General features: G+C 63.0%; 23 protein-coding genes and 1 tRNA gene. 11 read left to right on the top strand and 13 right to left on the bottom strand.

The window, feature by feature from the left end; genetic code table 11:
• From proC to ACY693_RS02240, 3 genes are all read left to right on the top strand, one after another.
• Positions 1–777 (top strand): pyrroline-5-carboxylate reductase (proC, locus tag ACY693_RS02230; RefSeq protein ID WP_462320203.1); only part of this gene is annotated, 777 nt, incomplete at its 5' end.
• The gene (locus tag ACY693_RS02235; protein WP_462320204.1) at positions 774–1349 is read left to right on the top strand and encodes a YggT family protein; all 576 of its coding nucleotides are present in this window, start codon (positions 774–776) and stop codon (positions 1347–1349) included. The genes proC and ACY693_RS02235, both read left to right, overlap by 4 nt.
• 76 nt (positions 1350–1425) lie before the next feature.
• Positions 1426–1725 (top strand): DUF167 domain-containing protein, encoded by a 300-nt coding sequence (locus ACY693_RS02240; protein WP_462320205.1) that lies wholly within the window; start codon positions 1426–1428, stop codon positions 1723–1725.
• Here ACY693_RS02240 and ACY693_RS02245 read toward each other — a convergent pair.
• On the bottom strand, positions 1722–2405 hold the full coding sequence (locus ACY693_RS02245) for a sulfite exporter TauE/SafE family protein (RefSeq protein WP_462320206.1): 684 nt from the start codon (positions 2403–2405) through the stop codon (positions 1722–1724). The two genes, ACY693_RS02240 and ACY693_RS02245, sit on opposite strands and share 4 nt — an antisense overlap.
• 80 nt (positions 2406–2485) lie before the next feature.
• Here ACY693_RS02245 and pyrE point away from each other — a divergent pair, with 80 nt between their 5' ends.
• Positions 2486–3130 carry an orotate phosphoribosyltransferase gene (pyrE, locus tag ACY693_RS02250; RefSeq protein ID WP_462320207.1) on the top strand — a complete coding sequence of 215 codons (645 nt, stop codon included), beginning with the start codon at positions 2486–2488 and terminating at the stop codon, positions 3128–3130.
• Positions 3131–3352: 222 nt separating this feature from the next.
• Here the strand turns inward: pyrE and argB are convergent, their stop codons facing one another.
• From argB to coaBC, 3 genes are all read right to left on the bottom strand, one after another.
• On the bottom strand, positions 3353–4249 hold the full coding sequence (gene argB, locus ACY693_RS02255) for an acetylglutamate kinase (RefSeq protein ID WP_462320208.1): 897 nt from the start codon (positions 4247–4249) through the stop codon (positions 3353–3355).
• A gap of 109 nt (positions 4250–4358) precedes the next feature.
• A complete protein-coding gene (dut, locus tag ACY693_RS02260) occupies positions 4359–4817 on the bottom strand; it encodes a dUTP diphosphatase (RefSeq protein ID WP_462320209.1) in 459 nt (152 codons plus the stop codon).
• Positions 4795–6297 (bottom strand): bifunctional phosphopantothenoylcysteine decarboxylase/phosphopantothenate--cysteine ligase CoaBC, encoded by a 1503-nt coding sequence (gene coaBC, locus ACY693_RS02265; RefSeq protein ID WP_462320210.1) that lies wholly within the window; start codon positions 6295–6297, stop codon positions 4795–4797. Before coaBC ends, dut begins: the two co-directional genes overlap by 23 nt.
• 103 nt (positions 6298–6400) lie before the next feature.
• Between coaBC and radC the strand changes: the two genes are divergently transcribed.
• From radC to rpmG, 3 genes are all read left to right on the top strand, one after another.
• Entirely contained in the window at positions 6401–7078 is a 678-nt protein-coding gene (radC, locus tag ACY693_RS02270; RefSeq protein WP_462320211.1) for a RadC family protein, read from the top strand.
• Between the two features lie 275 nt (positions 7079–7353).
• A complete protein-coding gene (rpmB, locus tag ACY693_RS02275) occupies positions 7354–7590 on the top strand; it encodes a 50S ribosomal protein L28 (protein ID WP_462320212.1) in 237 nt (78 codons plus the stop codon).
• 33 nt (positions 7591–7623) lie between these two features.
• A complete protein-coding gene (gene rpmG / locus ACY693_RS02280; RefSeq protein WP_005222974.1) occupies positions 7624–7791 on the top strand; it encodes a 50S ribosomal protein L33 in 168 nt (55 codons plus the stop codon).
• Between the two features lie 21 nt (positions 7792–7812).
• Here the strand turns inward: rpmG and ACY693_RS02285 are convergent, their stop codons facing one another.
• The 5 genes from ACY693_RS02285 to ACY693_RS02305 all read right to left on the bottom strand — a co-directional run bounded on the left by ACY693_RS02285 (position 7813) and on the right by ACY693_RS02305 (position 13305).
• On the bottom strand, positions 7813–8322 hold the full coding sequence (locus tag ACY693_RS02285; protein ID WP_462320213.1) for a hypothetical protein: 510 nt from the start codon (positions 8320–8322) through the stop codon (positions 7813–7815).
• Between the two features lie 9 nt (positions 8323–8331).
• Positions 8332–11463, bottom strand: coding sequence for an efflux RND transporter permease subunit (locus ACY693_RS02290; RefSeq protein WP_462320214.1), 3132 nt, complete (start codon positions 11461–11463; stop codon positions 8332–8334).
• Positions 11460–12533, bottom strand: a complete 1074-nt coding sequence (locus ACY693_RS02295; protein WP_462320215.1) for an efflux RND transporter periplasmic adaptor subunit — start codon at positions 12531–12533, stop codon at positions 11460–11462. Before ACY693_RS02295 ends, ACY693_RS02290 begins: the two co-directional genes overlap by 4 nt.
• A gap of 181 nt (positions 12534–12714) precedes the next feature.
• On the bottom strand, positions 12715–13149 hold the full coding sequence (locus tag ACY693_RS02300; RefSeq protein WP_462320216.1) for a hypothetical protein: 435 nt from the start codon (positions 13147–13149) through the stop codon (positions 12715–12717).
• A 66-nt stretch (positions 13150–13215) separates the two neighbouring features.
• Positions 13216–13305, bottom strand: a tRNA-Ser gene (locus ACY693_RS02305).
• Positions 13306–13697: 392 nt separating this feature from the next.
• Here ACY693_RS02305 and ACY693_RS02310 point away from each other — a divergent pair.
• Both ACY693_RS02310 and ACY693_RS02315 read left to right on the top strand, forming a co-directional pair.
• Positions 13698–14384 carry a Bax inhibitor-1/YccA family protein gene (locus ACY693_RS02310; protein ID WP_462320217.1) on the top strand — a complete coding sequence of 229 codons (687 nt, stop codon included), beginning with the start codon at positions 13698–13700 and terminating at the stop codon, positions 14382–14384.
• Between the two features lie 81 nt (positions 14385–14465).
• The gene (locus ACY693_RS02315; RefSeq protein WP_462320218.1) at positions 14466–14651 is read left to right on the top strand and encodes a hypothetical protein; all 186 of its coding nucleotides are present in this window, start codon (positions 14466–14468) and stop codon (positions 14649–14651) included.
• Positions 14652–14708: 57 nt separating this feature from the next.
• On the opposite strand, the gene ACY693_RS02320 is transcribed toward ACY693_RS02315, so the two are convergent.
• Positions 14709–17186 (bottom strand): Tex family protein, encoded by a 2478-nt coding sequence (locus ACY693_RS02320; RefSeq protein ID WP_462320222.1) that lies wholly within the window; start codon positions 17184–17186, stop codon positions 14709–14711.
• A gap of 39 nt (positions 17187–17225) precedes the next feature.
• Positions 17226–17825 carry a nicotinate-nucleotide--dimethylbenzimidazole phosphoribosyltransferase gene (locus ACY693_RS02325; RefSeq protein WP_462320223.1) on the bottom strand — a complete coding sequence of 200 codons (600 nt, stop codon included), beginning with the start codon at positions 17823–17825 and terminating at the stop codon, positions 17226–17228.
• On the opposite strand from ACY693_RS02325, the gene ACY693_RS02330 reads away from it, so the two are divergent.
• A complete protein-coding gene (locus ACY693_RS02330; RefSeq protein ID WP_462320224.1) occupies positions 17715–18035 on the top strand; it encodes a hypothetical protein in 321 nt (106 codons plus the stop codon). The genes ACY693_RS02325 and ACY693_RS02330 overlap by 111 nt on opposite strands.
• A 360-nt stretch (positions 18036–18395) precedes the next feature.
• Positions 18396–19244, top strand: coding sequence for an SDR family oxidoreductase (locus ACY693_RS02335; protein WP_462320219.1), 849 nt, complete (start codon positions 18396–18398; stop codon positions 19242–19244).
• On the opposite strand, the gene gshA is transcribed toward ACY693_RS02335, so the two are convergent.
• Together gshA and ACY693_RS02345 are read right to left on the bottom strand one after the other, a co-directional pair.
• A complete protein-coding gene (gene gshA, locus ACY693_RS02340) occupies positions 19241–20998 on the bottom strand; it encodes a glutamate--cysteine ligase (RefSeq protein ID WP_462320220.1) in 1758 nt (585 codons plus the stop codon). The two genes, ACY693_RS02335 and gshA, sit on opposite strands and share 4 nt — an antisense overlap.
• A gap of 8 nt (positions 20999–21006) precedes the next feature.
• The coding region (locus tag ACY693_RS02345; protein WP_462320221.1) for a carboxy terminal-processing peptidase at positions 21007–22989 on the bottom strand (1983 nt) is incomplete at its 5' end.

Below are 22989 nucleotides of genomic sequence, written 5' to 3' on the forward strand. Positions count from 1 at the left end.
ATCGCCGGGCTGGTCGCAGACGGCTACGATGCTGCCCGACTTACTGTGAGCGACCCCGATACCGCGAAACGTGAGGCCCTCGCCACGCAGTTCGGCATCACGGCTTGCGCTCAAGCCCTGGACGCGATCGATGCCGCTGCGGTCATCGTCCTCTGCGTCAAGCCACAGGTGGCGTCGGTCGCCTGTCGCGAGGTCGGGGCTCTGCTCAGCGAGCCCTTGCCGTTGGTCATCTCGGTGATGGCCGGCGTCACCGAGGCATCGATCCATGGCTGGCTCGGACAGCCCGCGCCGCTGGTGCGCGCGATGCCCAACACCCCGGTGCTGGTGCAATCCGGCGCGATCGGGCTTCACGCCAGCGTCGGCACCTGGGCCAAGCAAGCCAACCTGGCCGAAGAGGTCATGCGCGCCGGCGGTCTCACGCACTGGGTCAAGAGCGAGGCCGAGCTGGATACGGTCACCGCCCTCTCCGGCAGCGGACCGGCCTACTTCTTCCTGTTCATGGAGGCGCTCGAGGAGGCTGCTATCGCCGAGGGGCTCGACCCCGAGGGCGCTCGGCTGCTCAGCATCCAGACCGCCCTTGGCGCCGCGCGGATGGCGGTCGAGAGCGATGAGTCGCCGCAACAGCTGCGCCAGCGCGTGACCTCGCCGGGCGGCACCACCGAGCGTGCCATCGCGGTGTTCAAAGAGGGCGGACTGCCGGCCTTGACGCTGCGCGCGCTCGCTGCTGCTCGACAACGCGCGCATGAGCTTTCCGAACTGATCGCGGAGGAAAAATGACCGAGGCCTACTTTACCAACCCCCTGATCTTCCTGGTCAAGACCCTCTTCGGGCTCTATATCACGCTGGTGATCATCCGCTTCCTACTGCAGTGGGCGCGGGCCGACTTCTATAACCCGATCTCTCAATTCGTGGTCAAGCTGACCTCGCCGGTGCTGCGGCCACTGCGCAAGGTCATTCCTGGTTATGCAGGGCTGGATCTATCCGCCGTCGCGCTGGCCTGGGTGCTAAAGGCCTGCGAGTTGGCGATCCTATCGCTGCTGATGGGGCTGGGCCGTAACCCACTCGCGGCACTCGGCTGGGCGCTGCCTGGCCTGGTCTCGCTAGTCATCAGCATCTTCCTGTTCGCGGTCCTGATTCGCGTGATCCTCAGCTGGGTCAATCCAGACCCCTACAACCCCGCGGTCATGCTGCTCAGCGATGTCACCGACCCCGTCATGCGCCCCGCGCAGCGCCTGATCCCACCGATGAGTGGTATCGATCTGTCGCCGATGGTGGTGATGATCGGCCTGGTGCTGCTCGAGATGCTGTTGCTGCCGCCGTTGCGGCTGCTGACGGGCAGCCCCTTCTAACAGCCTGGCGTCGGCGCTTGACCTGCATCGCGGATCAACCCAGAGGCAATCAACCCAGAGGTGCTCAACTCAGCTCATGACGACCGCCAACTGGTATCGTTGGGACGGAAACGACCTACTGCTGAGGCTTCGCATTCAGCCACGCGCCGGCCGCACCGCCTTCGCCGAACCGTTTGGCGATGCGCTGAAGGTAAAGCTCAAGGCACCGCCGGTCGATGGCCGGGCCAACGCCGAGCTGCTGCGCTTTATCGCCGAGCGCTTTGGCGTCTCGCGCAGCGCAGTCGAGCTGGTCAGTGGCCAACAGAGCCGGACCAAGCAGTTACGCGTCAAGAGCCCGCGCGATCTGGCGTTGGTCAGCGAGGCGCGAGCCACCTAAAGCACGAACACCTGCCAAAGCGCATAGAGACCAAACCCGATCACCATCAGGCCAGCAAGCTGACGCAGCCAGCGCTGCTCACTGAGCCGCGCGGCAGCACCCGCCAAGAGGCCAAGCCCGAGCAGATTGGGCAAGGTGCCGAGGCCGAACACCAGCATCAGCAGAGCGCCCTGCAGTGGCCCACCCGAGGCTGCAGACCAGATCAGCACGCTATAGACCAGCCCACAGGGCAGCCAGCCCCAGATCAGGCCAACTGCTAGTGCCTGCGGCCAATGGCGCACAGGTAGAAACCGGCGTCCGAACGGCTCAACCCAACGCCATAACTGCGCCCCCAGACGCTCAACCAAAGTCAACCCTTGCCACCAACCACCCAAATAGAGCCCAAGGGCAAGCATGAAACCAGCGGCGATCAGATAAAGCACCCGCTGCGCCAGATGCAGCGGCAGAAACTCGAGCGCTACCGCACCCAGAGCACCCATCAGCGCACCAGCGATTGTGTAGCTCAGGATGCGCCCGCTGTTGTACGCAAGCTGAAACGGAATCTGGCGCGACAGCTGCTGGCGCTGCTCGCGTGGCAACCCAGCGGTCAGGGTCGCCACGATGCCAGCGCACATGCCGACACAGTGGACGCCGCCCAGCAGGCCGACCAGCCAGGCGGTGAGCAATGAGCCCGTCATCATCCGCAGCGCCCCCGCGGACGGGAGGCTCGACCCGAGCTATCATGCCGGCCCGGTAACGACAAGAGAGGCCAGACGGCGCCATGCATTCCTATCAACGAGAGTTCCTCCGCTTCGCGATCGAGGCCGGCGTCCTGCGCTTCGGCAGCTTCACCCTCAAGTCCGGTCGCATCAGCCCCTACTTCTTCAATGCCGGCGGCTTCGATACGGGCGCCAAGCTCGGCAAGCTTGGACATTTTTACGCCCAGGCCATTATCGCCACCGGTTTGCATACCGACGTGCTCTTCGGGCCCGCCTACAAGGGTATCCCGCTCGCCGCAGCCACGGCCATCGCGCTCGCCCATGAGCACGGTTGCGAGACGCCGTTCGCCTTCAACCGCAAAGAGGCCAAAGACCATGGTGAAGGCGGCGTCATCGTCGGTAGCGCCCTGAGGGGCAATGTGCTCTTGATCGATGATGTAATCACCGCCGGCACCTCGGTGCGCGAATCCGCGGCACTGATCGAACAGGCCGGGGCCCGGCTCGCCGGCGTGATTATCGCACTGGACCGCCAAGAGCGCGGCGAAGGCCGTACCTCGGCCATCCAAGAGGCGCGCGAACGCTACGGCATCCCTGTGCAGAGCATCGTCAACCTGGACAATCTGATCCAATATGTCGATGAGAGCGGCATCTCGAAGGAGACACTCGATCAGCTCTCTCGCTATCGGGCTGATTATGGAAGCCAATAACAACCGAGGGTGAGCGATGAGGCTTGTGGCAATACGCAAAACCTCGACCAGGTCGCAGTTCCACCGATGACCAACCGCTAGGCTTGAAGCGTGACTCCGGCGAGGCGGCAACGCGTCGCTCTGCGGCCTTCAGCCACCGCAGGGCGACGCGCCAGCCATTTGGGCCTGCTTTCTGCGTCCGTCTCCTGACTGCCAGGCGAAAGTTCATCGCTCGCGATTCAGTCACCGCCCACTGATCAAGGTCCCCACGCCTTCATCGGTAAAGAGATCCAGCAGCACCGCATGCTCGACGCGCCCGTCGAGGATGTGGGCCGCGCGCACCCCACTCTGCACGGCTTCGAGCGCGCAGCGGATCTTCGGTAGCATCCCCCCGTGGATCACGCCCTCGGCGATGAGCTGATTCACCCGCGCGACCTCGAGCTGCCGGATCAGCGCGCCCTGCTCATCGAGCAGCCCAGCGGTGTTGGTCAGCAACACCAGCTTCTCCGCTTGCAGCACCTCGGCCATCTTGCCGGCCACAAGATCGGCATTGATGTTGTATGAAAACCCATCCTTGCCGACGCCGATGGGCGCTACCACTGGGATGAAATCGCCTTGCACCAGCAGATTGATCACGCCCGGATCGATGCTATCGACCTCACCGACGTGCCCGAGATCAAGGATCTCTGGCACCTCGAGCTCCGGCGCATCACGGCGCAGCATCAGCTTGCGGGCGCGGATCAGATCGCCATCCTTGCCGGTCAGGCCCACCGCAGCACCGCCATGGCGATTCAGCAGATTGACGATCTCCTTGTTCACCAAGCCGCCGAGGACCATCTCGACCACATCCATGGTCTCGCTGTCGGTCACGCGCATCCCTTGCACAAACTCACTGGCCTTGCCAAGCCGTTTGAGTAGGTCGCCAATCTGTGGCCCACCGCCGTGCACCACCACCGGGTTGATCCCGACCAGCTTCATCAACACGATGTCGCGCGCGAAGCCGTTCTTCAGCGACCGCTCGACCATCGCGTTACCGCCGTATTTGATGACGATGGTCTTCCCGGAGAAGCGACGGATATAGGGCAGCGCCTCAGTCAGGACATGGGCGATATTCTGGGCGCTCTCTGCAGCAATCGACATCAAAACTCCTCGCATCAACAGATCGGCATCCAAAGGATGGCCGATTTAGATAGACTCGCGGACAAGGCCGCTGCCCCGATAGGGCTGATGATCGCCGCTGCGGTAGTGATCAATGCCGACCGCTATGGCCAAAACCACCCTCACCGCGCTCGCTCTGATCGAACGCGGTCACCAGCTCAAGCTCGGCATGGACCACCGGCACCAGGATCAGCTGGGCGATGCGCTCTCCGATCTCGATGCAGAAGGGCTTGGCGCCGCGATTCCAGCAGGAGACCATGAGCTGGCCCTGATAATCGGAGTCGATCAGCCCGACCAGATTACCAAGCACGATGCCATGTTTGTGACCAAGCCCGGAGCGCGGCAGGATCATCGCCGCCAGGCCGGGATCGGCGATATGGATGGCAAGTCCTGTCGGAATCAGCTCAACCGCCCCTGGGGCTAGCTCGAGCGGCGCCTCCAACATCGCGCGCAAATCCAGCCCAGCGGACCCGAGCGTCGCATAGGCCGGCAGCGGAACATCCCGGCCGATGCGCTCATCGAGGACCCTAACCTGCAGATTGTGCGGCATAACGTTCGGCGATCAGGTCAGCGAGCGCGGTGGCCAGCGCAGGCTTTGACATCAAAGGCAGCTCACGCCGACCACCGCCTGGCCACAGGCAGATCAGCGCGTTCTCATCGGACTCGAATCCACCGCGATCCTTACCCACCCGATTGGCGGCTATCATCGACAGGTGCTTGGCCTCGAGCTTACCCCGTGCATAGTCCTCCGGATCATCGGTCTCGGCCGCGAAACCCACGGTAAACGGCGGCTTCGGCAAGGCCGCAACCCCGGCGATGATATCGGGATTGCGCACCAACTCCAGGGTCATCTCGTCGGCCGACTTCTTGAGCTTGCTGTCGGCAGCACGCGCTGGCCGATAGTCGGCGACCGCTGCAGTGGCGACGAAGAGATCACAATCGGCAACCCGCGCCATCACCGCCGCCTCCATCTCCAGCGCGGATTCGACATCGACCCGCGCGATCCCGATTGGCGCCGATGCACTGGTCGGGCCAGCCACTAGGATGACCTGTGCCCCGCAGGCAAGCAACGCCTCGGCCAGCGCATACCCCATCTTGCCTGAGCTACGGTTGCCGATGAACCGCACCGGATCGATCGCCTCGCGCGTCGGCCCCACGGTCATCAGCACGCGCCGGCCCGCAAGTGGATGTCCGTCAGCGCATTCATCGGACCAAAAGGCCAATTCATGGGCCAGCGCGCTGACGCCTGTTGTGCCGCGGTCCAAGCCCAGGCTCGGAGCCAAGACCTGGCCAATACCCGAGCCAATGCCCGATCCAGCACCTAAGCCGGTATCCATTGCAGAAGCCAAGGTGGCCCGCTGACCGCCATCTGCACCCAGCATTGAGCTCGGTGCAGTGGTTGGGGCATCTGGCTTGATCGCTTCGCTGCTCGTCTCATCCTCGCCCAGGCCGGATGAGGTCAAGTCCGATTGCAGCCATCCCTGATCTCCCAGCATCGCCTCGGCGATCGCGCCCGGCTCCACCATGCGCCCAGCGCCCTGCTCGCCACAGGCCTGCTCGCCCACCGCCGGCCCGATCAGACGCACACCGCGCTCAGCCAAGCGCCGTGCATTCTCCTGCGTCGCAGGATGCGCCCACATGCGTTGGTTCATCGCCGGGGCGATCGCCACTGGCGCCTCAGTCGCCAAGACCAGCGTGGTCAACAGATCATCGGCCAAACCGCAGGCGAGGCGGGCGATCAGATCGGCCGTCGCCGGTGCAATCAGTACCAGATCGGCCCAGCGCGCCAACGCGATGTGATCCATGCCAGCCTCGGCCTCCGGACTCAGCAGATCGCTGCGCACCGGGTGGCCGCTGAGTGCCTGCAAGGTCAGCGGCGCAATGAACGCTTGCGCAGCCGGTGTCATCACCACTCGCACCTCGGCGTCGCGCTCGATCAGACGTCTGACCAAATCCGCGCTCTTGTAGGCTGCGATCCCGCCGCTGATCCCAAGCAGCACCCGCAGCGGGCGCGCCTGCTGCTCTGCCATAGTCCGCTCCGACATCTTCGCTTAGGGGCTTTGCGCTGGCTCGTTGGTCGACATTCGTCAATGATACCGGATCAGTCACCGTCTGGAGCCCAAGAGAGCACCTATGACCAAGATCACGGATCTGCCAGAAGACGAGCGCCCGCGCGAGAAACTACTCAAGCGTGGCGCCAATTCACTGACCGACGCCGAGCTCTTGGCGATCTTCCTGCGCACTGGCGTCGCCGGCAAGAGCGCCATCGATCTCGCCCGCGACCTGATTCATACCTTCGGTGGCTTATCCGGCCTCTTAGCTGCGAGTCAGCGCGACTTCTGCCAGGCCAAGGGGCTCGGGGACGCCAAGTTTGTGCAATTACAGGCCGTGATGGAGATCAACCGCCGCTACCTGCGCGAGGAGATCACCGGCCGCGACGTCCTGACAAGCCCCAATGCCACTCGCGACTATCTCAAATTGCGCCTGCGCGGCCTCTCGCATGAGGTCTTCGCCTGCCTCTTCCTCGACAACCGCCACCGCGTCATTGAATACCAAGAACTGTTTCGGGGCACCATCGATGGCGCCAGCGTACACCCAAGGGAGGTCGTCAAGGAGGCCATTCGCTGGAACGCCGCTGCAGTCATCTTTGCCCACAACCATCCGAGCGGGGTCGCCGAGCCCAGCCAGGCGGACCTGCGGATCACCAAGCGTTTACAGGATGCGCTCGACCTGATCGATGTGCGCGTGCTCGATCACATCATCGTCGGCGAGGATGAGGGTACCTCGTTCGCCGAGCGCGGCCTCATCTAGAGCGCTGATCGAACAGTCCGGCGATCTAGCCGGCGATCTAGCCGGCGATCTAGCCGGTGATCTAGCCGGCGATCTAGCCGGCGATCTAGCCGGCAATCTAGGAGTTGACGCTCGTTGCATTTTCCATTAGCTTTTACCGGCTTAGCTATTTGCGTTCGTCGCGACCCCTCTTCGTCCCGCGTCGGCGGCGCGCGTCGCGGCAACGGTCGGCCCGAGGCCCAAGCATTCTCGCCCGCCCACCGCCGCAGAGATCATCTGCATCGGAGCACTGCATCATGTCCAAGATCTGTCAGGTCACCGGCAAACGGCCGCTGACCGGTAACAACGTCTCTCACGCCCACAACAAGACCAAGCGTCGGTTCCTGCCCAATCTGCATTACCATCGCTTCTGGGTCGAGAGCGAGAAGCGCTGGGTTCGCCTGCGTGTCTCGACCAAAGGCATGCGTGTCATCGACAAGCTTGGCATCGACGCGGTCCTCTCCGACCTCCGCGAGCGCGGCGAGCGCGTCTGAAGCATCTACCGAATCACCTAGGAGCGAGCAACCATGGCCAAGGCCGCACGCGAGAAGATTCGCCTGAACTCCAGCGCTGGAACCGGGCACTTCTATACCACGACCAAGAACAAGCGCAATCAACCGGGCAAGATGGAGATCAAGAAGTTTGATCCGGTCGTGCGTCAGCACGTGATGTATAAGGAAGGCAAGATTAAGTAGCGCTCCAGCAGAGACGCGCGGCTAGCGAATCGGCGGTCGCGGGCCGCGTCGCATCCAAGGCCGGCAGCGATCCGGCAACGGAATCGATCTGGCTCGCTCGATCTCGAAGGCGGCATGCTTGCCGCCCGAAGCGGCCGGACAATCGCGAGCGAAGCCGGCCTCGACCAGCAGACGTCCTACCCGAGTCCCATCGCCCAGCTCACACCAACCGCTGATGGCCGCGCTCTCCCCTCTTTGGCAGCCTCGGCAGCGCAGCGACTGGCTAAGTAGCCGCTGCTGCAGATAGCGACGAGCCGCGCGCACGTCAGCTGGCTTGTTGGTGATCACAACCTCATCCAACCGCACCTGCACCTCGCCGATCTGGATGACCCGCGCGCTCGGCACCGCGTTCACTTCACCTTCAACCGCTGCATGGCAGAGCCATTGGCGCAGCAGTCCGAGCAGCGGCAATGCCAGCACCATGATCAGCACGAGCCAGCGGGGCGCTCGGCCGATGAGTGTCGACCGACCCCGCCGCCCGAATCGCTGCATCAAGGCCGTCTAATGCACGCTCGGCGATGCAGCCGCCTGCTGCTGCGCGCCCTCCTCTTCTGCCAACCGTCGTTCCACGGCACCGGGAGACTGGGTGCGTCGAGCCAAGGCCGAGTACGCCACGGGCACCACGAACAGCGTAAACAGCGTCGCCGCAAGCACACCCGAGAGGATCACCGTGCCGATCACCGTGCGCGTCTCGGCACCGGCGCCGCTGCTCAGCAGCAATGGTATCGAGCCAGCCGCGGTGGTGATACCGGTCATGATGATCGGCCGCAAGCGCACGTCAGCGGCCTCCAGCAAGGCCTCATCGAACCCCTTACCCTGGTCGCGAAGCTGATTCGCAAACTCGACGATCAGAATGCCATTCTTCGCCGACAGCCCCACCAGCATGATCAGGCCAATCTGGCTGTAGATATTCAGCGACTGCCCTGTCAGCCAAAGCCCCAGCAAGGCCCCGGCCATCGCTAGGGGCACGGTGAGCATGATCACCAGCGGATGGACCCAGCTCTCGAATTGGGCCGCCAGCACCAGATAGACCACTGCGATGCCGAGCAGAAAGACGAATAGGATGCCCTGACTAGAGTCCTCGAAGTCCGCCGACTGCCCCTTGTAGTCGATGATCGCTTGCTCTGGAAGATGCTCAGCCGCGAGAGCGTCTAGATAGGCCAGGGCCTCACCCAACGGCAGATCGTCAGCTAGATTCGCCTCCAGGGTGATCGCACGCACCCGGTTGTAGCGATTCAGGCTCTTGGACTCTGCGGTCTCAGTGACCCGGACCAGGTTCGAGAGCGGGATTAGCTCACCGGTCTGCTGCGAGCGTACGTACAGATTGCTTAAGCTCGCTGGAGTGCGCTGCTCGTCGCGCTCGCCCTCAATGATGACATCGTATTCCTCTCCGGCATCCAGATAGGTCGTCACTCGGCGCGAACCGAGCATGGTCTCCAACGTGCGACCGATCGTCTCAACCGTCACGCCGAGGTCCGCGGCGCGGTCGTAATCGATCTCGACTCGCAGCTGCGGCTTGGTCTCCTTGTAATCCCAATCAAGCCCTTGCAGACCAGGATTGTTCTTCTCGATCTCGGTGACCAGCGTATCGCGCCAAGCCGCCAGCTCCTCATAGGTGCCACCGCCAATGACGAACTGGACCGGTTTCGCAATCCGCGCGCCGAACCCCTGGCGCATTACCGGAAACGCACGCACCCCGGGTAGGTCGCTGAGCTTGGCGCGGATCTCATCCATTACCACCTGGCTGGGCCGCCGCTCGCCGAACGGGGCCATCACCATGATCACGATGCCGCTATTGAAGACCTCGGTATTGCCAAAGGCCCGGGGCGCGCGCACCAAGACCCGGATCGCCTCGCCGGACTCGGCATAGGGCAACAGACGGCGCTCGATCTCGTCCATATACTCTTCCATGTAACCGTACGACGCCCCCTCCGGACCATTCACCAAGACGAAAAAGGCGCCCCGGTCCTCGCGTGGCGCATACTCCTTCGGCAACTGCTCGAACAGCCACCAGGCCAACCCGAGGGTGACGATGAGCAGCAGCACAATCAGCCACCGCTGGTGTAAGAAGAAGGCCAACACCCGCGTGTAGCCAGCGCGCAGGCGCTCGAATGCCCAATCGACACCGGCGGTCAGGCTGAGCCGCTGATGCGATTCCGGCAACACCTTCGAGGCCAACATCGGCGATAGGGTCAAGGCCACGAAGGTCGAGACGCTCACCGCCGCCGCCATGGTCAATGCGAACTCCGAGAACAGCCGCCCGATGTCGCCCTGCAGGAAGGCAATCGGCAAGAAGACAGCGACCAGGACGATGGTGGTCGCGATGACCGCGAAGCCGACCTGGCGCGTGCCCCGATAGGCCGCAACCAAGCGCGTCTCACCATACTGTTCCATACGCCGATGAATGTTCTCCAGGACGACGATGGCATCATCGACGACGAGGCCGATCGCCAACACCAATGCCAGCAGCGTCAGGATATTGACCGAGAAGCCGAGCGCCAGCAGCACGCTGAAGGTCGCGATCAGCGACACTGGCACCGTCACTGCCGGCACCAGCATCGCCCGCACCGAGCCCAGGAACAGGAAGATCACCAGCACCACCAGCAGGATTGCGATCGCCAGCGTTTTATAGACCTCCTGAATGGCATCCTTGACGAAGACCGAGGTGTCATAGCTCTGGAAGATCTGCATTCCTTCGGGCAGGGTCGGATTGATGCGCGCCATCTCGGCTTTGGCACCATCCGCCACGGCAATGGTATTGGCGGTCGATTGCTTGATGATGCCCAGGCCCACCATCGGCGTGCCGTTGCCGCGGAAGAGGGTACGATCCTCTTCGGTTCCACGCTCGACGCGCGCGACATCACCCAAGCGCACCAGATAGCCATCCTCGCCACGCGCGATCACCAGTCGCGCGAAATCATCCGAGGTGCGAAAGCTACGCTCCGTGCGCACACTGAACTGACGATCGATGGATTCGACCCCGCCGGCCGGCAGCTCGACGTTCTCCGAGCGCAAGGCTTGCTCGACATCAGCCACCGTCAACCCTCGTGCGGCGAGCGCGTTGCGGTCGATCCAGACCCGCATCGCATAGGTCTGGCTGCCGCCGACACGCACCCGCGCCACGCCATCCAGCACCGAGAAGCGATCGACGAGATAGCGACGCGCATAATCGGTCAGCTCTGGCACGGTCATGTTCTCACTGGCCAGATTCAGCCACATAATCACATCATCGCTGCTGTCCACCTTCTGGATATCCGGCGGATCGGCTTCGACCGGCAGCTGGTCGAGCACGCCCGAGACTCGATCGCGGACGTCGTTCGCGGCACCATCGATGTCGCGGCCGACCTTGAACTCGATGGTGATCTTGGATTCGCCATCCTCAGAGGTCGATTCGATGCGCTCGATGCCCTCAACGCCAGCAATGCGATCCTCGATCAGCTGCGTGATACGGGTCTCGACCACGGCCGCAGCCGCGCCCGGATAGACGGTCTCGACCGAGACCACCGGTGGATCGATGTCGGGATACTCGCGCAGCGGCAAGCGATCGAAGGCCACCAGCCCAAAGGCGACCAGCAGCAGTGACAGCACACTGGCGAAGACCGGTCGAGTGACCGCAAGATCGGAGAGAATCACGGCATGCGCTCCGTCTCAGGACCCGCGGCTTCCGCCGGCTGCGCAATGAGCTCGCTCAACGGCCGACTGCCGTCATCGATGGCCCGCACCTGCACCGGCTGGCCAGGACGCGCCTTGTCCGCGCCATGGGTGATCACGCGCTCGCCCGCAGCGAGACCCGCAACGATCTCGACCTCACCGGGGCGACGCAGGCCAACCTGCACCGGCCTGCGTTGCGCTGCTGTCTGGCCCTCGGCATCGTCCTCGACGACCAGCACGGCATGCTCGTTACCGGTTTGCAGGATAGCCGCCTCCGGCACCATCACGGCCTGTCGCGGATCGCGCAACAGCTCGACGCGCATCAGGAGCCCAGGCCGCAATTGCCGCTCGGGATTCTCGATCCGCGCGCGGACCTGCACGCTGCGGGTGACCGGATCGACACGACTCGAAACACTGGCGACCTCGCCCACGAACGACCGATCACCCAGTGCCGGCGCTTGCGCCTCGATCGACAATCCTGGGACCAACGATGGCAAGAATAGGCTGGGAACCGGAAAATCCAGCTTCATCAAACGGTCGTCATCGAGCGTGGTGATCACGTCGCCGGGCTCGACGAGCGCGCCCAGGCTGATGTTGCGCAGACCAACCACGCCCGCAAACGGTGCCTTGATCAACCGATCGGCCAGCTGTGACTCGAGCGCGGCCAGCGTCGCCCGCGCGGCACGCAGGTCGCGCCGGCGCTCATCGAGCAACGAGGCCGAGGCCGATCCGGTCGCCTCAAGCGACTTCACCCGCTCGTACTGCTGCTCAGCCTCGGCGAGCCGCGCCTTTGCCTCCTCCAAGCGCGCATGCTGCTCGCGGCTGGTCATTTCGACCAGGATATCGCCCGCCTCGACGCGCTGACCATCGTCGAAGTGGATCGCCGAGATGGTCTCGGTCACCGTCGCAGTGATGGTCACGGACTCGTTCGCACGCAGCGTGCCCAGCGCGTCGACGCGATCGGCAACCTCCGCGACGCGCGCCTCGCTCAGGATCACGCCGGGCGCCTGTGGCTGAGCCACCGCGCTTCCCGCCATCAGAAGCAACCCCATAAAGCCTAGCCTTGCCTTCGACATCGTCTTCCGCTCGTCGTCTTCAGATACGATCAAAATGGGGCAATCGGCCCAGAACTCATCCCGAACTGCCGCATCTCTAGCATCCGAGCTGGCTGGGTCATCCCTCTTAAGCCGAGAGGCAAGGAAAAGCGCGAGAAGTTCGCGACAGTCGGCCGCGTTAGCGCTTTCGGCTCTTCGTTCTTGCGCCCGTCAGGGTTCGCCATCCGATATGGGTGAGCCTGCAATTTCTGAAGATGTATGGCGTGAACTCGTCATCGGTGTTCAACCCATCGGCATGCCATCCAGAGCGGAAATAATAGATCTCGACCAGATCGCCGCCTTGCTGGTAGCTGTGCGCCTCCCGACGCAACCGAGGTTTGAGGTGCGTCTGGGTCGGCTCCAACAGAGCCAGGACAGCGGCTTTCGAATCGCCAATCTGAACCAAGCTCGCCGCTTCGTCGTAGCTGGTGACAGACTGGCTGAGTGCCTGCTTGGTTTGACGGGTCGAGTAGACATGGGCGCCGATCACAGCCGCACCGATGACACAGCCCTCTAGAAGACTGCTGGCAACAATCAGTGCACCCATCAGCATCGCGTGAGACAGCCGGGGCATCGGTAGGCTGGGCGGGTGTTCCGTGTGCAGAGCACGGGTGGCAGCGAGCCCCGCGGCTCTTTCATCTGGCGGAGAGGGTGGGATTCGAACCCACGGACGGGATCAACCGTCGCCGGTTTTCAAGACCGGTGCATTCAACCGCTCTGCCACCTCTCCAAGAACGATTGCAGCCAACATGCCTAGCGGCACGGCGGCGCGATAGAATAACCGAAAGCTGTAGGCCTTGCGAGAGGTAATTTGGTAACCCGGACAGGCCGCCGGCCAGATGCCATTCAGTGTCAGCGCGTACGCCCTAACCCTATGTCGAGTTGCGCCCTAGCCTTTGTCGAGTCAAGCTCGGTGACGCCTTGTTTCGACCAGAAAAGACCACAAGAAGAACGTAGACAATAAGCGCCATGGGGTGCAATACGACACCGGTTCTCGGTATCCTTGCGCACCAAGGCAACGCGGTTGAAACCTTCGAGTCGACTAACCGGTCGAAGGTCAACAACCCGAACATCAACCTTAAGATCAATGTCCTGTTCGTTCTAGACGGAGAGAGTGCTGCTATGGCCAACCCTAACCCCTTCTCATCGAATCAGTACGCGACCACAACGCGCGCTGGCTCGGTGCTCGAGACCAACAAGGTTCTTAAGAACACCTACCTGCTGCTGGCCGCTACCCTCGGCTTTAGCGCCTTCACCGCCATGATCTCGATGGCGCTCGCGATGCCATCTTGGGTCTACCTGGTTTCGGTGATTGGCGCCATGCTGCTCGGTATGTTCGTACTGCCGCGCGCCGCCCAATCAGCGAAAGGCATCGGTGTCATCTTCCTGATCACCGGTCTGCTCGGCTTCGGCCTCGGCTCGATCCTGAGCATGTACCTCGCCCTGCCCAATGGCCCAAGCATCATCGCGACTGCCTTCGGTGGCACCGCCGTGATCTTCCTCGGCCTATCCGGCTACGCGCTGACCAGTAAGCGCGACTTCAGCTTCCTCGGCGGCTTCTTGTTCGCCGGGATGATGGTCGCCGTCGTCGCGATGGTCGCCAACATCTTCCTCAACATGCCTGCGCTGGCGTTGGCCGTGTCTGCGGCCATCATCCTGCTGATGAGCGGCTTTATCCTGTTTGATACCAGCCGCATCAAGAGCGGTGCCGAGACCAACTACATCATGGCGACCTACGGCATCTACCTCTCGATCTTCAACATCTTCATCAGCCTGCTCCAGATCCTCGGGATCATGGGCGAGGACTGATCACTGATCATCCTTTAGCCTTGCGCAACCCCGGCCCCGGCCGGGGTTTTTGTTGCCACCATTTTCGCTTACGGAGGCCCCATGGACCTCTTCCTTAAGATCGCCGCCGCCGGCGTACTAATCATGATGCTGTTTTTCCTCTGGCCGGCCTTCAAGGCCTGGCAGGAGAACGGCCCGAAGCCCGAGAAAGGCGACTGGCAGGCGGCTATCTTGCCACTCGCGGGCGTCGTTGGTCTGGTCATCGTCCTGATCATGTTGGTGCGCTAAGAAGAGGTGTCGGCAGAAGACGGGGCATTGCTCAGGTTATTCGCGGACGCCCTCTAATCATCGTCGACGAGCCTTCGCAAAGGCCTCCGCCATCGCCCCGCCGACCTCCGTCGACTCCTTGCGCCCAGACGTCGTTCTAGACCCCGAGCGCCTAGACGTATCAGCATCGATCTGCCCTCTCGCCGCCGCTCCCGGTGATCCCCGACTGCCAGCAGCAACAGAAGGGCGAGTCGCTCCCCGACCGTCTCCAGCCGCATCGGCACCAACGCCAACCGCCCCGCGCCGACCAGCCCCAGCCGCACCGCGCCGACCACTGCCCGACGACGCGACCCCAGCACGATGACCGAGACCAGCATCACCCTCGCCCTCAGGCACATCATCCAGTCGCATGCTCAGTGACACCCGCTTGCGCGGCAGATCCACCTCAAGCACCTTCACCTTGACCAACTGCCCGGTGCTGACCACCTCGTAGGGGTCCTTCACGAACCGATCCGCCAGCCGCGAGATATGCACCAGCCCATCCTGATGCACGCCAATATCGACGAAGGCGCCAAAGTTGGTCACATTGGTTACTGTCCCTTCAAGCACCATCCCCGGCTTGAGATCAGACAGCGTCTCGACCCCCTCCATGAAGCTCGCCGCCTTGAACTCCGGCCGCGGATCGCGCCCTGGCTTCTCCAGCTCCGCGATGATGTCGCGCACCGTCGGCTCACCAAAGCGCTCGTCGGCAAACTGCGCCGGCTGCAACTGCCGTAACGCCGCCCGATCACCAATCAACGCGCGAATATCGCGTCCTACCTGCTTTAGGATGCGCCGCACCACCGGATAGGCCTCCGGATGCACCGCCGAGCCGTCCAGCGGCTCATCACCGTCATTGATGCGCAGGAAGCCCGCGCACTGCTGGAAGGTCTTCTCGCCGAGGCGCGGCACCTTCTTCAACTGCGCGCGGCTGCGGAAGGCCCCCTGCTCTTCACGAAATCGCACGACGTTCTCGGCCAGTGTCTGGGTCAAGCCAGAGACCTGTGTCAACAAAGGCACCGAGGCCATGTTGAGATCCACTCCGACCGCATTGACGCAGTCCTCAACCACCGCATCCAACGTCCGTGCAAGCCCCGACTGATTCACATCATGCTGATACTGGCCGACGCCGATCGCCTTTGGCTCGATCTTCACCAGCTCGGCCAAGGGGTCCTGCAGCCGCCGCGCGATCGACACCGCGCCCCGCAGCGAGACATCGAGCGCCGGCAGCTCACGCGACGCATACTCCGACGCCGAATAGACCGAGGCCCCGGCCTCGCTCACCACCAGCGACTGCAGACCCAGCTCCGGGTGTTGACGAATCAGCTCGCGCGCGAGCTTATCGGTCTCGCGCGAGGCCGTGCCATTACCGATACTGATCAGCTTGACGCCGTGGGCTGCGGCCAGCTTGGCCAAGGCCGCAATCGACGCATCCCACTGATTCTTCCGTGCATGCGGATACAACGTATCGGTAGCAACCACAAGACCTGTCGCATCCACCACGGCCACCTTCACGCCAGTGCGCAGGCCCGGATCAAGGCCAATCGTTGGCAGTCGTCCGGCCGGTGCAGCCAGCAACAAGGCCTTCAGATTCTTCGCGAAGACGCGAATCGCTTCGGTCTCGGCAGACTCCAACAGCCGATGCTTGAGATCCAGATCCAGGCGCGTCATCAGCTTAATGCGCCAAGTCTTGCGCACCGTCTCGATCAACCAGGCAGCGCCCGGCAGCCCGTCGTCTCGGATATCGAAGCGTTGTGCGATGCGACCACGGAAGACGGCATCCGGGTCCTCGCCGTCACCAGCCAGTAGCTCGAGCGCCAAGATGCCCTGATTACGCCCTCGAAACAGCGCCAGCGCGCGATGCGACGGCACCTTGGCAATGGGCTCGGCATAGTCGAAGTAATCGGAGAACTTGGCACCCTCGGTCTCCTTGCCCTCGATCACCCGCGACACCAGAATGCCCGTCTCCCATAACTGCTCGCGCAGCTGACCGGCCAGCTCAGCATCCTCTGCAAAGCGCTCCATCAGGATTTGACGCGCGCCCTCGAGCGCGGCCGCGACATCTGCCACGCCCTTACCCACATCCACATAGGCCGCCGCCTGCTGCTCAGGGAGCTGCGCGCGATCCGCGAGCAGCGCATCCGCCAATGGCCCCAGTCCGGCCTCACGCGCCATCTGCGCCTTGGTTCGGCGCTTCGGCTTGAACGGCAGATAGAGGTCCTCGAGCCGCTGCTTGGTCTCAGCGGCCTCGATCTCAGCACGCAGCTCATCGCTCAGCTTGCCTTGCTCGTCGATGCTGGCGAGCACAGCAGACCGGCGCTCCTCGAGCTCGCGCAGATAGACCAAGCGCTGCGCCAGATGCCGCAGCTGAGTGTCGTCGAGACCGCCGGTCATCTCCTTTCGATAACGGGCAATAAACGGCACCGTGGCCCCATCGTCGAGCAGATCCACGGCAGCCTGAACCTGCCGCGGATGGCAGCCCAACTCCTGCGAGATGACTGGAATGATCGCGCCCATGAATTCTGTCACTTCTCCATCAAGACCAAACAAGGCCAGCTATTGTAGACAAGGATCAGCACTTCGATCTGCTGTTGCCGGGCCCAAACAGCACTCGGACCACTCAGCCCGTAGCCAAAGCTCGACCGACGGGTTCAGTACCAGCGCGAGGCGCCTCGCAATCTCGGCAGACTCGCCAACGGCGATCCATCGCAGCCCGAGCTGTGCGGCCGCAAGCGCTGACCCAACCAGCGCCGCATGCTCGAAACCGCCGAGACAGCCCAACGCCCGGTAGGGATCAGACAGCGCTGAGGCATACCGCCTCAGGATGCAGCTCGCATCGATCGCAGCAGCCTCCGGCAGGCTTGCCGCTGCGACTGAGCCAAGCCCAGGCTGAACCCTCTGCGACCCGCTCTGGAGTAGCTGCCTCCAAAGCTGATTCGTGACAGTCGAGCCAACGCCCTGACCTTGCGCCCAGATCAAGGAAACGCCATCGAGCTTTGCACGCTCGACAGCGTGTCGCCCGGCACTGAGCGCGAGGTCCAGCTGATGACCGTCCATCGCGGCATCTTGACGGCTATCGCGCGTGCCCGGGCCAAGAGCGAAGCGCTGCGCCGCGGGATCGATCCGAGCGCCATCATGGCGCCCGAGGTCGAGCAGGGAACGACTCAGTACACCGCAACCGACATGCGCGCCGCGATCAGCCTCAAACAGGGCTTGAGACCAAACAGCACAGGCCCGCGGGATGCTGCGCCTGAGCCCCGCCAAGGCGGCAGGCGGATCAAGCTGCTGCTCAAGACGCGGGCTCGTCTCGATGGACTGCACTGCCAGAGCCTGCACCACCCGCCCCACGCCAGAAACAGCCGATGAAAGGCCAGCTCCAATCTCGGTCGCCGGGCAGACAGCGCTGCAACCACCTCGCGCTCGCGCAAGTCCATGATCCGCGACCATCACCAACAGCCGCGCCTCTGGCGTACCAACCAATGCAGCAGGCTCCAGCTCGGGGGCCGCGGGAACCGATAGCCACCCTGGCCGACAGGGATCAGGCCTCATCCACAAACCGCCTTTGGCCGCTCCAACTGCCCCCGCAATTGCGGCTCAGCGATGGCGAGAAATGACATACCATACCGGCCATAATGCCGAGATGCGCAGACGACCATGCCCCGCCATCTCAGCGCAGCCGCGTCGAAATCCGCCAATTCAGAGCCTCCCATCTCAGAGCCAGCCATCATGGACCAACAACGCAGTATCCTGATCACCGGCTGCTCGAGCGGCATCGGCCTCGTCTGCGCGAAGGGCCTGGCACAGCGCGGCTGGCAGGTGGTTGCCTCGGCCCGGCAAGCGACCGATGTCGAGCGACTGAAAGCCGAGGGCTTGCAGGCCGTGCAGCTCGATCTGAGCGATCCCGCCACCATTACCGCCGGTCTGCAAGAGGCCTTGGCACTGACCGATCAGCACCTGGATGCGTTGTTTAACAACGGGGCCTATGGTCAGCCCGGTGCGATCGAGGATCTGACGCGCGAGACGCTGCGGGCACAGTTCGAGACCAATCTGTTTGGCTGGCACGACCTGACCCGGCAGGTCATCCCACTGATGCGCGCACAGGGGCAAGGACGCATCATCCAAAACAGCTCGGTGCTCGGCTTTGCAGCGCTGCCATTCCGGGGTGCCTATGTCGCGAGCAAGTTTGCGCTCGAGGGGCTCACCGATACCCTGCGCCTGGAGCTGCGCGGCACTGGCATCGAGGTCGTGCTGATCGAGCCCGGACCGATCCTGAGCCGCTTTCGCGATAACGCCTTTAGTGCCTATCAACGCCACATCGACCCAAGCGCTAGCCCCCACCGGGAGACCTACCGACTGATGGAAGAGCGGCTGAGCAAGGAAGGAGCCCTGCAGCCCTTCACGCTGCCGCCCGAGGCGGTACTGCGCAAGCTGATACAGGCCCTGGAGAGTCCAAGGCCAAAGCCGCGCTACTACGTCACCTTTCCCACCCATCTGCTCGGCACCCTACGCCGCTTGCTGCCAAGCCGCGCGATGGACTGGGTCCTGCGCCAGGCCTCACGCGGCGGCCGCGGCTAGGCTGACTCCCCGCTAAGACCCGTTGAGCTTAGGCTTGGACTCGGGCTGGAGCCGACCACAGCAGCGTCTGCAAATGGCGAGCGCAGCCGAACCGGCTGAGCCTCGGTCTGGGCAAAGTAGCGCATCAGGAAGGTATCGAAGTCGCAGTCATCAGCGGCCTCAATCTTTGCCTGTTTGTCGCGTGATTCGCCTGCTAGACCTTGGAACAAGGCTGCGCGGGCGGGGTCGATTTCCAGGTGCCTGAAGTGATCGCGATGACGCTCACTCAGACGACGTGCAAACTCGGCGAAGCCTTCGCCACTGGCCCGCATCTCAGCGAGCACGCGCGCCGATGGGGTCGCCTCCGGCTCAGCCATCTTGAGCTGCTGGGCTCGGAGTGCGGCGGTCATCGCACCGCCGGACTCTGCATCCATTAACGCTGCCAGCGGCTCCATCGCACGGAGCACCTGTTGCCCCCAATCGCGCAGACGGACCTCGCCATCGGCCCGGGCCAGCATTAGACCCGGGTCGCGTCCCCGATGTGCCGCGAGCACCTCATTGGCATCGATCCAACGGCGCTCGCGCGGCGAGATGGTCGGGCTCGGCATCAGGAGGCAGTAGAGCATGAACAGCGACAGGAAACGCATCTGCTCGAGCTCAACGCCAAGAGGCTCAAACAGATTCACGTCCACCGAGCGCAGCTCAACGTAACGGATGCCACGCCGGCGTAGCGCCAGCGTCGGAAACTCCATCCAGTCGGTCAGCTGTTTTGGGCGTACCGTGCTGTAATACTCGTTCTCGATCTGCAGCACATGGTCGTTGAGCTGCTCCCAACGGCCGTTGACCTTGAGACCAATCGGCTCGTAATGCGGACAGGGGGTACGGATCGCCCAGGTGAGGCTGCGCGTATAGGCATCGAGCGTATCGTAATTGGCCTTGAGGCCGGTGCCCTCCTCTTGCCGGTTCTGATAACCGATATCCCCCATGCGCAGCGAGGTCGCAAACGGATAATAGAGGGTGCTAGCATCAAAGGCATCCAGATCGGTGTTGGCCTCCTGCACGAAGCTCTTGCAGACGGCAGGTGAGGCACCGAACAGGTACGGTACCATCCAACCAAGGCGCTGCAGGTTGCGCACCATGCCCATGTAGCTTGCATCGCGGGCCTTGGCCGAGCGCGCCTGATGTGCACGGGAGTCCGAGTCCGACCCTGAGCTCGAATCAGCGGCGCAGTCAGCTGCACGATCACCACCAAGCTCGCACTGCACCAAGTCCCAGAAGGGGGCCGGCAAGGAAAAATTGAAGTGCACGCCGGCGATGATCTGCATCACTCGCCCATATCGGTTACCAAGCCCGCGCCGGTAGATGGTCTTCATCTGAGCCGCATTGGAACGACCGTACAAGGCAAGGGGGATATCGGCGCCACTCCCAATGACGCAGGGCATGCTCGCCGCCCAGAGCCGCTCGTCGCCAATCTGCTGATAGACGAACAGATGCAGATCGCGGAGGAAGTCGAGGACGGCCTGCGGATCAGCGAGCGGAGGGGTCACCAGCTCGAGCAGGGCTTCGGAAAAGTCGGTGGTGATATGCGGATGAGTCAAAGCTGAGCCGAGCGCCGCCGGATGCGGCGTCGGTGCGACGCGCCCATCGGGTGTGACCCGGAGCGCCTCCTTCTCCAACCCCACTAGCCCCTGGGCGACTAACGCGCGGACCGCTGGATCGGCGACAAGCTGCAACCGCCGAGCTGGCAGCTCGGCGAAGTAAAATTGCTCGAGCATAGAGGCGATCAGTCCCGCATCGCCGCACGCGGACGCTGATCTGCTGCCCCCTGCAGCACGATGATGTCTGCCAAGATGCGCGCTGCCTCCTGAGTCAGGATGCGATCGATGACCTCTTGCTGCTTCTCGAGTGCCTCCTCATCGACCTCATCGGCATCTTCATCCACAGGCTCAATACCGCGCGCACGCAGGAACGCAGCCTTCTGCTCTTTCAGTACCCGATCGCGCTCGTCGGACTCTGCCCGCCGCTCGCGCTCGCTCAGCGAGACCTGATTCTGAGCCTCGATCTCGCTCAGCACCTGAGCCTGTGAGAAGAGCATTCCGAAACCGTCGTCCTTGACGATGCGCTGGGCCGAGCGCTGCTTTAACGAGTCGAGATCGAGATCGCTCTTGGCCTCGAAACTGGCCGCCTGAATGCGGCCCCAGGGCAGTGCGTTATCGAGCGATCGTTCCCCATGATCCACACCCTGGAGGCCAAGCTCAAAGCGGATATCGGGCTCGACGCCCTTGAGCTGGGTGCTCCCTCCGCTAATCCGATAGAACTCCGCCATGGTCAAGCGCAAGCGCCCGAGCTTGGTATCATCGCCTGGCACATAGCGGTCAAGGTCGATCAGGGTCTGTACCGTGCCCTTACCAAAGGTTGGCTCGCCAATGATGATGCCGCGTCCATAGTCCTGGATCGCACCAGCGAAGATCTCCGATGCCGAGGCGCTGTTGCGATCAACAAGGACCGCTAATGGCCCGGTGTAGACGATCGCCGGATCGGGATCGACCTCGACCTCGACCTTGCCGAACGAGTCCTTGACCTGAACGACGGGGCCTTCTTCGATAAAGAGCCCGGTCAGCTCTAAGGCTTCGGTGAGCGAGCCGCCGCCATTGCCGCGCAGGTCGATGATCAATCCGTCGACACCCGTTGCCTTGAGGTCTTTGATGAGCGCGCGAACGTCGCGCGTTGTGCTGCGAAAGTCCCGCTTGCCAGCGGATTCAGCGCGGAAGTCGCGATAGAAGGCCGGCACCTCGATCACCCCAACACGGAGCGATGGAGCGTTCTCAAGGCCATCGATGACAAATTGCTGCGCCGCCTGGTCTTCAAGCTTGATCTCGTTGCGCACCAGCGAGACCTCACGCATTCGGCCTCCGGAGGCTTCTGACTTCGGAAGCGTCTGCAACCGCACGACAGAGCCCTTCGGACCCCGGATCTTGTCCACCACATCCTGCAGACGCCAGCCGACGACGTCGACCATCTCTCCATCGAGTCCCTGGCCAACACCGACGATCCGATCTCCAGTCTGGATCTGACCCGACTGACGGGCGGGCCCACCCGGGATTGTTCGCTGAATGACCGTATATTCGTTCTCTGCCCGCAGCACCGCGCCAATCCCCTCCAGCGAGAGTCGCATGCTGATGTCAAAATTCTCCGAGGTGCTCGGCGACATGTAGCTGGTGTGCGGCTCTAGGGTGCGCGTATAGGCGTTGACGAATGCCTGGTAGACATCATCGGGGGTGAACTGATGGATGCGCCGCGTGATTCCCTTGTAGCGCTCACGCAGCTGCTCGCGGATCTCCTCGTCCGACTTCTCGGACAGCTTCAGCAGCAGGTAATCGTTCTTCACCCGCTTGCGCCAGATCTCGTTGAGCTCCGCCTCACTGGTTGCCCACTCGGCCTCATCGCGCTTGAACAAATAACTCTCCTGGCGCGTGAAGTCGAACGGCTGTTGCAGCAGCGACAGCGCGTAATCGATACGCGAGTCGACGCGCATGCGATAGACCCGAAAGACATCGAAGGCGGTGTCGATCTCGCCCTTGGCAAGATCGTCGTCGAGCCGATCCGCGGTGCGTCCGAATCGCTCCACGTCGCGTTCGAGGAAGAACAGCCGTCCGGGATCGAGATCCGTGAAGTAGTTCTCGATGACCTCGCCAGCAAAGGCATCAGTCAGCTCGAAATCACGGTAGTGGAACCGCTCAAGCACCGTGTTGATCACCACCATGGT

The organism is Halochromatium sp. (assembly GCF_054919635.1).

Bases quoted from the DNA above. Each gene is read 5' to 3' on its own strand.
- ACY693_RS02235 (WP_462320204.1), top strand. From the start codon at position 774: ATGACCGAGGCCTACTTTACCAACCCCCTGATCTTCCTGGTCAAGACC.
- ACY693_RS02240 (WP_462320205.1), top strand. From the start codon at position 1,426: ATGACGACCGCCAACTGGTATCGTTGGGACGGAAACGACCTACTGCTG.
- ACY693_RS02245 (WP_462320206.1), bottom strand. From the start codon at position 2,405: ATGATGACGGGCTCATTGCTCACCGCCTGGCTGGTCGGCCTGCTGGGC.
- pyrE (WP_462320207.1), top strand. From the start codon at position 2,486: ATGCATTCCTATCAACGAGAGTTCCTCCGCTTCGCGATCGAGGCCGGC.
- argB (WP_462320208.1), bottom strand. From the start codon at position 4,249: ATGTCGATTGCTGCAGAGAGCGCCCAGAATATCGCCCATGTCCTGACT.
- dut (WP_462320209.1), bottom strand. From the start codon at position 4,817: ATGCCGCACAATCTGCAGGTTAGGGTCCTCGATGAGCGCATCGGCCGG.
- coaBC (WP_462320210.1), bottom strand. From the start codon at position 6,297: ATGGCAGAGCAGCAGGCGCGCCCGCTGCGGGTGCTGCTTGGGATCAGC.
- radC (WP_462320211.1), top strand. From the start codon at position 6,401: ATGACCAAGATCACGGATCTGCCAGAAGACGAGCGCCCGCGCGAGAAA.
- rpmB (WP_462320212.1), top strand. From the start codon at position 7,354: ATGTCCAAGATCTGTCAGGTCACCGGCAAACGGCCGCTGACCGGTAAC.
- rpmG (WP_005222974.1), top strand. From the start codon at position 7,624: ATGGCCAAGGCCGCACGCGAGAAGATTCGCCTGAACTCCAGCGCTGGA.
- ACY693_RS02285 (WP_462320213.1), bottom strand. From the start codon at position 8,322: ATGCAGCGATTCGGGCGGCGGGGTCGGTCGACACTCATCGGCCGAGCG.
- ACY693_RS02295 (WP_462320215.1), bottom strand. From the start codon at position 12,533: ATGGGGTTGCTTCTGATGGCGGGAAGCGCGGTGGCTCAGCCACAGGCG.
- ACY693_RS02300 (WP_462320216.1), bottom strand. From the start codon at position 13,149: ATGCCCCGGCTGTCTCACGCGATGCTGATGGGTGCACTGATTGTTGCC.
- ACY693_RS02310 (WP_462320217.1), top strand. From the start codon at position 13,698: ATGGCCAACCCTAACCCCTTCTCATCGAATCAGTACGCGACCACAACG.
- ACY693_RS02315 (WP_462320218.1), top strand. From the start codon at position 14,466: ATGGACCTCTTCCTTAAGATCGCCGCCGCCGGCGTACTAATCATGATG.
- ACY693_RS02320 (WP_462320222.1), bottom strand. From the start codon at position 17,186: ATGGGCGCGATCATTCCAGTCATCTCGCAGGAGTTGGGCTGCCATCCG.
- ACY693_RS02330 (WP_462320224.1), top strand. From the start codon at position 17,715: ATGACCGTCCATCGCGGCATCTTGACGGCTATCGCGCGTGCCCGGGCC.
- ACY693_RS02335 (WP_462320219.1), top strand. From the start codon at position 18,396: ATGGACCAACAACGCAGTATCCTGATCACCGGCTGCTCGAGCGGCATC.
- gshA (WP_462320220.1), bottom strand. From the start codon at position 20,998: ATGCTCGAGCAATTTTACTTCGCCGAGCTGCCAGCTCGGCGGTTGCAG.